Annotated in this window: 7 protein-coding genes; 1 reads left to right on the top strand and 6 read right to left on the bottom strand. The window is 66.1% G+C overall.

Features of this window, described 5'->3' with window-relative positions; genetic code table 11:
* The first annotated feature begins 3 nt into the window (after positions 1-3).
* Entirely contained in the window at positions 4-1,338 is a 1,335-nt protein-coding gene (tssK, locus tag FHS02_RS19090) for a type VI secretion system baseplate subunit TssK (protein WP_137315920.1), read from the top strand.
* Between the two features lie 3 nt (positions 1,339-1,341).
* Here tssK and FHS02_RS19085 read toward each other — a convergent pair whose 3' ends face one another.
* From FHS02_RS19085 to FHS02_RS19060, 6 genes are all read right to left on the bottom strand, one after another.
* Entirely contained in the window at positions 1,342-2,169 is an 828-nt protein-coding gene (locus FHS02_RS19085) for an alpha/beta hydrolase family protein (protein WP_229422323.1), read from the bottom strand.
* 83 nt (positions 2,170-2,252) lie between these two features.
* A complete protein-coding gene (locus FHS02_RS19080) occupies positions 2,253-4,724 on the bottom strand; it encodes a TonB-dependent receptor plug domain-containing protein (RefSeq protein ID WP_137315919.1) in 2,472 nt (823 codons plus the stop codon).
* Positions 4,725-4,864: 140 nt separating this feature from the next.
* Positions 4,865-5,359: a RidA family protein gene (locus FHS02_RS19075; protein WP_137315918.1), complete on the bottom strand. Its 495-nt coding sequence runs from the start codon at positions 5,357-5,359 to the stop codon at positions 4,865-4,867.
* 12 nt (positions 5,360-5,371) lie between these two features.
* Positions 5,372-5,779 (bottom strand): c-type cytochrome, encoded by a 408-nt coding sequence (locus FHS02_RS19070; protein ID WP_137315917.1) that lies wholly within the window; start codon positions 5,777-5,779, stop codon positions 5,372-5,374.
* Positions 5,776-7,380 (bottom strand): flavin monoamine oxidase family protein, encoded by a 1,605-nt coding sequence (locus tag FHS02_RS19065; protein WP_217496851.1) that lies wholly within the window; start codon positions 7,378-7,380, stop codon positions 5,776-5,778. The genes FHS02_RS19070 and FHS02_RS19065 overlap by 4 nt, the downstream gene beginning before the upstream one ends.
* A gap of 668 nt (positions 7,381-8,048) precedes the next feature.
* Positions 8,049-9,857 carry a TnsB C-terminal domain-containing protein gene (locus tag FHS02_RS19060; RefSeq protein WP_137315916.1) on the bottom strand — a complete coding sequence of 603 codons (1,809 nt, stop codon included), beginning with the start codon at positions 9,855-9,857 and terminating at the stop codon, positions 8,049-8,051.
* Positions 9,858-10,033 lie beyond the last annotated feature (176 nt).

The raw sequence follows: 10,033 nt of genomic DNA, 5'->3' as shown, positions 1-10,033 counted from the left end.
ACCATGAGCATTCATTCGAAAGTCCTGTGGGGCGAAGGCCTCACTTTCGGTCCGCAGCAGATGCAGCGGGTGGACCTGTACCACGAGACGCGCCTGCAGCAGCTGGCCCTGACGATCAGCCCATGCCTGTGGGGCGTGCGCAAGGCGAAATGGAACCAGGACATGCTCGGCAATAACACGCTGATGGCAGACGAGCTGTCGGTGCTGTTCCAGGACGGCGAGATCTTCGATGCGCCGATTTCAGATTCCACGCCGGCCGCCGTCGACCTGTCGACGCTGGACGCCGAGGAGCAGGTATTCACGTTCTACGCAGCGCTGCCGCTGCTGAATGAACACGGCGGAAACCTGGAACCCTCCGGTCGCTACATCAGGGAGGACGTCGAAATCGCCGACCTGTTTACCAGCGAGCTGTCGCTCGACGTCGAGTTCCTGACGAAGAACCTGAAACTGATCCCTCACACGGAAACCCGCACGTCCTACATCTCCTTCCCCGTCATCCGCATCAAGCGCTCCCCCACCGGCGGCTTCGAACTCGACCCCACCTTCATCCCGCCATCGGTCACGCTGGCCACCGCCGCCGGCCTGCCGGCCATGCTCGATGCCCTGCTGGCCAAGCTGAACGCCAAGATCGCGGCGCTGTACGAGCGGCATCGCATGAATGGCCGGCAGGCCTTCGAGGTGCACACCGGCGACGCGTCGTCGTTCTGGATGCTGAACGTGATCTGCACCGCGGCGGCGCCGCTGACCCATTGCGCGCGCTATCGCCAGCATCATCCGGAATACGTGTTCGACAAGCTCACCGCGCTGGCCGGCGGCCTGATGACGTTCTCGCCGAAGTACGCGCTGGCCGATCTGCCGCCGTACCAGCATGACGATCCGGGCCCCGGCTTCTACAGGCTAGACCAGATGATCCGGGACCTGATCGACACGGTGATCTCGTCGCGCTACTTCACCGTGCCGCTGGTGTGCGATCCCGCCAGGACCACGATCCACCAAGGCGTGCTCGATCCGGCGCGCGTGGAACGCCGGACCGAGTTGTGCCTCGCCGTCAGTGCCGACATGCCGGCGCTGGAACTGGTGGCGGCCGTGCCGCTGCGCTTCAAGATCGGCTCGCCGGACGATGTCGAGCGCATGATCAGCGTGTCGCTGCCGGGGGTGGAGCTGGTGCACATGGCGCAGGTGCCCGGCGAAGTGCCGGTGCGGCCGAACACGTATTACTTCTCGCTGACAGCGAAAGGCAACCTGTATGAAAACATGCTGAAGGCGCAGACGATCGCGATCTATGCGCCGAGCGGCATGAAGGGCTTGCGGATCGAGCTGTTCGGCATTGCGCCGTAGGTCTCAGCCCAGCCCCAGCGCGATCCGGATCTGGCCCTCGACGAGCGGCCAGCAGGGGGAGCAGGCCGCCACCTCGTCGTAGTGGCCGGTGCCCGGTAGAACGATGGTCTCGGCCGCGTCGCCGGCAGCGCGGGCGCGGTGCGCATACGCCTCGCCGACGGACGGCGGCGACACGGTATCGCGTTCGCCGTGGATGAGGACCGTGCGGATCCCGGCCGGCAGCATCTCGGCCGGAGACGTGTCCGCGAACACGTCGGGCCGCGCGGCGCTCGGCACACCGGCCAGCTGTGCGGTCTCGCGCTCGCAGCTGGAGCGGATCAGCGCTGCCTGGTTGCGCAGGTCCGCCAGTCCACCGAGGCTGATCACGGACGGGATGGGCAGCGGATCGTCTGTCCAGGCCGGGCTCCAGCGCGGCAGCCTGTGGCGCGACGCGGCCCATTGCGCCAGGTGTCCGCCGGCCGAATGGCCGACGATGACGATGCGTTGCAGGTCGACCCTCGGTTCGCTCCGCAACAGGTCGACGGCGGCGGCCACGTCGCGATACGTGCCGGGATAACCGCCGCCTTCCTCGTCATGCCGGCGGTATTCGATGTTCCAGACGGCGATGCCCTGCGCGGCCAGCGCGCCGGCCATGCTGCCCATCTGCGCGATGCCGCCGTACTGCACGGTCCAGCAGCCGCCATGGATCAGCACAGCCACGGGAAAAGGACCTTCGCCGGGAGGCAGGAACAGTTCCACGAACTGGGAAGGCGCATCGCCGTAGGCAATGCGCAGGTCCGGCGCCGGGCCGGCCAGCGCGAGGTAGTCCTGCAAGGTCATCGGAGCGGTCATGGGTGGCCAATGAAAAACGGGGCAGTGCGCAGTATAGCGCCCTGCCCCGCCGTGACACGCCCGTCCTGGAACTTGAAACAGTCTTAGAACTTGAAGCTGGCGCGCGCGTAGTAGTAGCCGCCGTTGATGCCGAACGGCGAGAACGACGGGTACTTCGTCACGCCGGCGTTGTCCAGGTTCGCACGGTACACGGCCATCAGCTCGGCATTCACTTCGTCCGGATATTCGTTGAACAGGTTGTTGGCACCGGCCGACAGCGTCCAGTTCGGATTCAGCTTGTAGCTGACTTCGAGATCCGTGATCGCCTTGGTGCCGATCTCGTTCTTGTAGTACGTGCCGCCGTTCGGCGATTCCCACGTATGGGACTTGCCGTAGATCGCTTCACGCAGGTTGACGGTCCAGTCGCCCGAGCGCCACAGTGCACCGATGTTGACGCGGGTTTTCGGCGACGCGGTTTCCAGGTTCGAGATCGCCGTGCGGTCCAGCAGCGTTTGCGGTTGCAGCTGCGCCGGCGCCTGGTTGATCTTGGTGACACGCACCTGGTTCCAGTTGGCCGCCAGCGACCAGTCCACGCGGCCATACTGGCCGTAGTTGCTGTTCAGCGTGGCCACCAGTTCCAGGCCGCGCGAACGGGTGTTGACGGCGTTGGTGAAGATGTTGATGCCCGTTTCGCTGACCGTCGGATCGAGGATGTTGCCGTTCGCGAGGATCGCCGCCACCACGGCCGGCGAGTTCACTGCGCCGCCCGATCCATAGACCGAACCGGAACCGACGATACGGTCGCGGATCTTGATCTGGTAGGCATCCATCGTGATCGACATATTGTTCGCCGGGTTCAGCACGATGCCGGCCGAGATGTTGGTGGACGCTTCCGGTTTCAGGCCGTCGATGCCGACCAGGGCGGCGCCCGCCGAGTTCGGCGCCAGCTGCACGAATGCGCTGGTCGGGCCCACGTTGGTGGCGGAATAGTACGACTCGGCCAGCGTTGGAGCGCGGAAGCCGTTCGAGTACGTACCGCGCAGCGCGAACGTCGGCGTGAAGTCGTAGCGGCTGGTCAGCTTGCCCACCTTGGCGTTGCCAAAATCGCTGAAGTGCTCGTAGCGCGCCGCCAGGTCGACCGTCAGGCCGGGAATCGGGAACATGATGAAGTTCCCGTAGATCGCCTTGTTGTTGCGGTCATGCTTGCCGGCGTCCGTCAGCGAGAAGCCGGGATACGACTGCGAGCCTTCCTTGTAGCGCGAGAACTCGTCGCCGGCCTGGATCTCGTATTCGTCCACCCGGTGCTCCAGGCCCATCGCGAACGTCGACGGTTTCGCCCAGCCCATCTCGATCTCGCGGGAGACGTCGAAGTTGTTGGTCCACTGGCTGGCGATGAAGGTACCGGCATGGAATACGGTGGGCGTGAAGCCGGTATCGCGGTACAGCGACACGTTGGCCGAATCGATCACGCCGATCTCCGCCTTGTCGCGGCCATAGGTGGTCGACAGTTCCCAGTTCCATGCCGCGCCGAACTTGCCGCGCGCGCCGGCCGTGAGCGCATAGTCGATTTCCTTCATCGTTTCCTTCGGGCTGAAGCCGAGCGGATAGACTTCCGGCAGCCGGTTCGGCATCCGGTAGTTTTCGTATGCCCGCGCCTCCTTCTTGCCCCAGGTGGCGAACGCATACAGCGACGTGTCGTCGTCGATGTCGTAGCCCGCATTCACCGCCAGCGTGTTCAGGTGGTACTGCGCGTCGCCGGCGATCTTGTTCAGGTGCGGATAGCCGGGGGCCTGCAGCAGGGGCATGCTGGCCAGGTTCTGCGGGGCCGTTACGCGCGGGTCGATGTTGCCGCGGTCGCTGTAGCCGTGGTAGCGCGATTCGCCGGTAATGCTGATGAACGACTTCTCGTTCGGCGCGAAGCCGATGTTGGCCGTGCCGTCGCCCGTATGGCCGCCGCCATCGACATAGGCGCCGCCGTTGACGTTGCCCGACAGGCCGCGGTTGTTCGACTTCAGGATGATATTGACCACGCCGGCGATGGCGTCGGTGCCGTACTGCGCCGCGGCGCCATCCTGCAGCACTTCGATGTGGTCGATCGCGGCCACGGGAATGTAGTTCAGGTCAGCTGCCGCGCCACCCTGGTACGGGCCGCCCAGCACGGCCAGGTTGGCGGTGCCGTGCCGGCGCTTGCCGTTGATCAGTACCAGCGTGTTGTTCGGCGACAGGCCGCGCAGCCGGGCCGACAGCGTGAGGTTCGCCGTGTCGCCGCCGAAGGCCTGCGCGGTGAACGACGGGATGTTCTGTGCGATCGCCTGGATCAGGTCCGGCTGGCCGGTGCGCTGCAGCGAGCCCGCATCCAGCACCTGGATCGGCGATGCGCTGTTTTCCGCTTTCAGGCCGCTGGCACGGGTGCCGGTAACGATCACGGCGCCCACCGATACCGGTGCGCCGGCGGCACCCGCCATGTTTTCCGCTTGGGGTTCGGGCTCCGGTGCGCCAACCGGTTCGGCGCCAAGCGATAATCCGGTGTGCAGCAGCATGGCGGCGGCGCCCGTGGTGATGATGGCCTTGTGCATGGTGATTCCTTTTCTTGTCGTGAATATGGAAAAACGGGTGCAGCAAAAAAGCGGGCGAAAAGGGTCCCTCCCGCCGGCACGGACGCCGGCGGCTTCCCCGGACCTTTTCGGCCCTTACAGCGCTGGATTGGAAATCCGGATTATTTTTTGGCGGCGACCACTTCGATCTCGACCAGCCAGCCGGCGGAATTGAGCCCGGCCACCGTCATGACCGCGCGGGCCGGCAGGTTCGGCTGCGGGCCACCGAAGAACTGCGTGTAGCCTTCCATGAAGCCCTTCACGTCGCCGCGGCCGCCCTTCGACGGGTCGCCCACCAGGAACACCTGCATCTTCACGACGTCGCCCATCGTCAGGTTCATGCCCTTCAGGATTTCCTCGATCTTCTTCAGCACGCCCACGGTCTGCGTCTTCGTGTCGCCATAGGCGGCGATCGTGTCGGGGTTGGCGGCCTTGTCGATCATCGGCGGCACCTGGCCACTGATGAAGTGGATCGTGGCATTCGGCGGGATCGTGACCGCCTGCGCGATCGGGAAATCCGAGCCGGGAATCTTGTGGCGGACGATGTCCTGCGCCGTGGCCGAAGCGGTAACGACGGCGGCGGCCATCAACAGGGTGGCGGCGATATGGTGTTTCATGAAGCCTCTCTTTCAGTGTTTGTTGGACATCTGGCCGGCCGAGACAACCCCGGCCGAAATTTCGGTGCGCAGCGCCGCGACATCCCCTTCGGGAACGCCAGGTGCCTGGTTGCCCCAGCTGGAGCGCGCGTAAGTCAGTACGGCGGCGATGTCGCCGTCGGTCAGGTTCTGTGAAAAGTCCGGCATGCCGCCGCGGCCCTTCAGCAGCACGGTGGCGGGATCCTTTGCCGGTCCCTGCACGAACGCGTTGCCGGCCAGTGCGGGAAACGCGCCGGGAATGCCCTGGCCGGTGGCCATGTGGCAGGCCGCGCAATTCTTCTGGTAGACGGTCTTGCCGTCGGCGGCGCTGGCGTGCATCGGTGCTGCGGCCGTGAAGCCGACCAGCGCCAGGAGCGAGGAAAATGCGGCGTTGTGGTTCATGCCATCGCCCTTTCATGGATGCGCGCCATCTGCTGCCACGCCGATTCGATCGCGCCGGCCTGCCAGCCCGTCAGGTACGACAGGTGTTCGCCCGCCAGCAGCACGCGCCCCTCGCCTTCCAGCAGCGCCGGGTAGGCGTTCTTGCGGCTGTCGTCGTTCCACTCGGCCCAGCCGCCCAGGTTGTACTGCACGCGGTGCCAGGCCACCGAGAACGCGTTGTCGAACGCATCGCGGTAGGCCGGGAAGATCTTTTCGCCGGCGGCCAGCGCGAACTCGGCCCGCTCGGCGGGAGTCAGCCCGCTGACTTCGATCGCCGCGGTCTGGTAGTTGTAGTAGCCCAGCACCACGCCCTTCTTCTTTTGCCAGCTGGTCGACGGCAGCGAGATGGTGTTGATGCCCTTCATGTCGGTCAGCACGTGGCCGCCGTAGATGTGGTCATCCTCTTCCCAGAAGCGGCGCTTCATTTGCAGGCCGATCTTGCCGACGGGCGCATAGGCCACCGACTTGATGGCGGCCTTGAACCCGTCCGAGAAATCGGTGTCGACCATGCGCAGCGTGGACAGCGGCATCGTGCACAGGCAGAAGTCGGCCGTGACGGCACTCTGCTTGCCGCTCTTGGTGTCCTTGAAGGCCACCGTCACGCTGTTCTCGCCGTGGCTGATCTTCTGCACTTCGGCGTTGTAGCGGATATGGCGACCGACGCGTTTTTCAAACGCCTTCGCGATCGCATCCATGCCGCCCACCGGCTGGAACATCGTGTTCTGCATCGGGTAATCCTGCACCGCGCTGTAGATCTTGCCGACGCCGGATGCGAGCAGGTCGTGGAAGGCCAGCGGATCGGAGAACGCGCCCGGTCCGGGGCTCACGCCGGCGCCGGGATTGACGGCGAAGCCGCGGCCGCTGCGGCCCTTGTAACTGAGGTCGCCCGCCGCCAGGTGGCCTTCGTGCTTCAGGTAGTCGAGCAGCGCGCGCTGGTCGTCATTGGAGAGCGCCTTGTCGAGCTGGTGGTCCTTCACCGACTTGGCCAGCAGCTCGGCCACGTGGCCGCGCATGTCGGCCTTGATCTGCGCCGGGCGCAGGCGCTGCTTCGACAGCGGGCCGCCGTTTTCCAGGTAGACGAAGGAGTGATCGTTATCGTTGACCATCACTTCCAGCGGCACCTCGAACAGGCGCGTGTAGTGCAGCGTGGACTGGTGGTGCAGTGGGATGCGCCATGGGCCGTGGTTGATGTACTCGCCCTTCTCGAATGCGCAGCGCTGCGTCTCGCCGCCCAGCTCCGTCAGCTCGAAGCCGTTGCGCGCCGTCTGGCAGCGGCCGCCGGCGAAGCCGCGCGCTTCCAGCACCTGCACCCGGTAGCCCAGCTTTGCCATTTCGTACGCGGCCGTCATGCCGGCCAGGCCGGCGCCGAGGATCACCACCGACTTGCCCTTGCCGCTGCCGGTCAGCGCCGGCGGGCCGGACATCGTCGAGGCGATCCCCATGCCCCATGCATTCATCGCATTCAGCAGCAGGCCGGTACCGCCCACCGCGGCGGCACGGTACAGGAAATCGCGCCGCGTTACTGCGCCTTGCGTCACCACTTTCATCAACCCTTTCTTCATTGCTGCCCCTTTTTGTTGGTGAACAAGCTTGCACATGGGTATCTAGCAATCGGTGTGCCATTGCCCGTTTGGTAAGCACTCTTTTTGACGATGCGAATGAAGTGGTTTCGGGCCTGGCGACCACCGGAGCTCGCGCACCGCCGGCGCCCTGCAATGGCGGCCCCGCCAGCGTCATACATTGTTTGACGGACGGCGCGGCATCAAAGTTGCTGCGGCATTGCGCACTGCACCAGTGCGACGCACGAAAAATCACTGCCGGGCGGCACGATGGCACTGCTGAGCCCGTGTCCTCGTGCCTGGCACCGGGACACGGGCTCAAGCACGAGGAACAGCGGTTGAGCTCGTGTCTCCGTGCCTGGCACCGGGACACGAGCTCAAGCACGAGGAACAGCGGTTGAGCTCGTGTCCTCGTGCCTGGCACCGGGACACGGGCTCAAGCACGAGGAACAGCGGTTGAGCTCGTGTCCTCGTGCCTGGCACCGGGACACGGGCTCAAGCACGAGGAACAGCGGTTGAGCTCGTGTCCTCGTGCCTGGCACCGGGACACGGGCTCAGGCACGAGTACAGGAACTCGGCATTATTGGCGGCGATCGATTTGCGGCGATCAGTTCGCGGCAAAAAAAAGCGCGCCCGGAGGCGCGCTAAAAATACAACGAGGGTGAAGGAAATCAGGAGACGAATCCGGCGACGATGCGCTCGAAGCTGGGCTGCTGTGCGGAGGCCGGCGTGCGGCGGACCGGGGTTTCCGGACGGGTGAACGGCTGGGCCGCGGAGGTACCGCGGGGTATCGGCTGGCACGCATGGAAACGCATCGGGGCGGCCGGATCGGGCAGATAGACGCCGTCGCTCATCGACTCGCCGTGCATGTCGTGTGCCACGCGCACGACCCAGCGGCCACGCTGGCGGGCCCGCTCGAACCAGCGTTCTTCCACCGCCTTGGCGCAGGTGTACAACTGGCCATTCAGGCTGATGCCCTCCTCTGTCACCAGCGCGTCGTGCAGCGGCAGCAGCGCGCAGTGCACCAGGTCTTCCGCGTATTGCTTCAGTGCGGCGCCGCGCTCGCGCATGCCCCAGTCCCACAGCTGCAGCGGAGCCGGGCCGTTGCCCTTGCCGTTCTCGGCGCCCTGCAGGTTGTGTTCGAGGATGGCGTCGATCACGAGACGGCGGAACTGGTGGATGTCGAGCGCGCCATCCAGCGATCCCAGTTCGGGTGGCACTGCCGGCGCGATGGCCGGTGCTTCCGCGCGCAGCAGCCCGAAGCGACGCTCCAGCGCGGCCCGTGCCGGCACCTCGGTCGGAATGCCGGTCACGCAGCGCACGCCGAAGTTATCCTGCAGCGCGCGGCCGCCATCGCCGCCGGCCAGCGTGCCGGGCACCAGCAGCCGTTCCGGCAGGTGGCGGCAGGGCCAGTCCTGCGCGGCGATCACGCGGCCGTGGCGCAAGGCCTGGCGCGGCTTGTCCGCCACGCAATTGGCCAGCGCCATCAGCGCATGGCGCCATGCCGGTGCTTCCAGGCTGACGTGGAAGCCGGTGACCATGCCGGAGAACATGTCGCTGACGAGATAGATGACGGGCCGGCCGGCCAGCCTGCGGCGTTCGCCGCCGCCCAGCAGCAGCAGGTCGGCCCGTACGGCGGCAACCTGGAATGCGGCGCCCGGGCGCCCCTCTGCCTCGACCGACGCATGCGGCGCCAGCGGCAGCGGGCGCGGTGCGGGACGCAGGATGCGCCCCTGGTCGAGCCAGTAGCTGAACTGCCCGAAGCTGGGTACCGCGTCGCTGCCAGACGATCGCACCACCTGCAGCGTCTCCGGTACCACGCGGCGCTCGCAGAAGAACTCGCGCAGCATCGCCTCGTAGGCGCCGCGCCGGGAAAACCGCATGCCCGTGTAGGTGGCCGCGGCGACGCGGAACACGCGGCGCATCGGCTCGTCGACATTGATGCCGGGAGGCGCACCTTCACGGCGCGGCCGGCCGCGCTTGATGCCGGCGGTGGAAGAACGCGTCTTGCCCCGCGCGCCGCTGTTCGAGTAATCGGGCAGCAGCGCGTTCGGCGTCTGCCCGCGCTGCCAGTAGCGGCGCAGGTAACGGTAGATCGTCGGATGCGATACGCCATGGCGCGCCGTGTAGTCGGCGATCATCTGGCCGCGCCGGCGCGATTCGTAGATGCCCGGCTCGTCGCCGGTCAGCTCCGCCACGATTGCCCAGGCCCGTTCGCGCAAAGCGACATGGCTTGGCTTGATCGTTTCCTGGTCGGCCACGACGAGCCACGGGTCGTCGGCCAGGCGCCGGGCGCGGCCCGAGGCCAAGTCGGCTTCCAGGTCGGCCAGCCGCGCCGGTTCAACGTCGCAGCCCTTGCCATCCATGTCGAACAGCCAGGCCATCGTGCGCGCGGGATCGATCCACAGCACGCGCATCGTGCGCCGCCGCGGCGCGACGTATTGAAGTAGATCGTTTCGGAGTAAGGTGTGCAGCAACATCCGCCCTCCTCGCTGATGAGAAGTAAATACGGATGTATATGCAATTACCGGGCCAGCCCCTTGCCAAGGGCATCGCGCGGCATTTCAGGGCTGAAATGCCGGCCGCGGCGCACAACGGGCCACGGCCGGCATTATTGTGGTGCAAGAATGGCACCGCGGCCGTGCACCGGCCGCGC

The sequence above is a fragment of the Pseudoduganella umbonata genome, from assembly GCF_014192225.1.
Taxonomy (GTDB): Bacteria; Pseudomonadota; Gammaproteobacteria; order Burkholderiales; family Burkholderiaceae_D; genus Rugamonas; species Rugamonas umbonata.
This window is presented reverse-complemented; position numbering and strand designations above follow the sequence as displayed.